Below are 287 nucleotides of genomic sequence, written 5' to 3'. Positions count from 1 at the left end.
ATGACGACTCTCAACGTTGCGCGGGTGTACCTGCGTGTCAGTTCCGAAGACCAGGACTTGCAGCGCCAAGAAGCGATTATTGGCAATGCTCGAGAGTCAGGCTACTACGTAGCTGCGGTCTATCCTATCGCGAGAAAGCCTCGGGCGCTCGATCCGACCGTCCCGAGCTGTTGCGCATGATTGAGGACCTTCAACCGGGTGAAGTCGTCATTGCAGAAAAGATCGACCGAATCAGCCGTCTTCCTCTGGTCGAAGCAGAAAAACTTGTGGACGCGATAAGGGCTAAG

The 287-nt window shown here is 55.1% G+C and carries 1 pseudogene; it reads left to right on the top strand.

Features of this window, described 5'->3' with window-relative positions:
- Positions 1-287 (top strand): annotated as a pseudogene (locus ALO64_RS23555) (recombinase family protein); the annotation flags it as partial.

Source organism: Pseudomonas meliae (assembly GCF_001400515.1).
In the GTDB taxonomy this organism is placed as follows: Bacteria; Pseudomonadota; Gammaproteobacteria; order Pseudomonadales; family Pseudomonadaceae; genus Aquipseudomonas; species Aquipseudomonas amygdali.
This window is presented reverse-complemented; position numbering and strand designations above follow the sequence as displayed.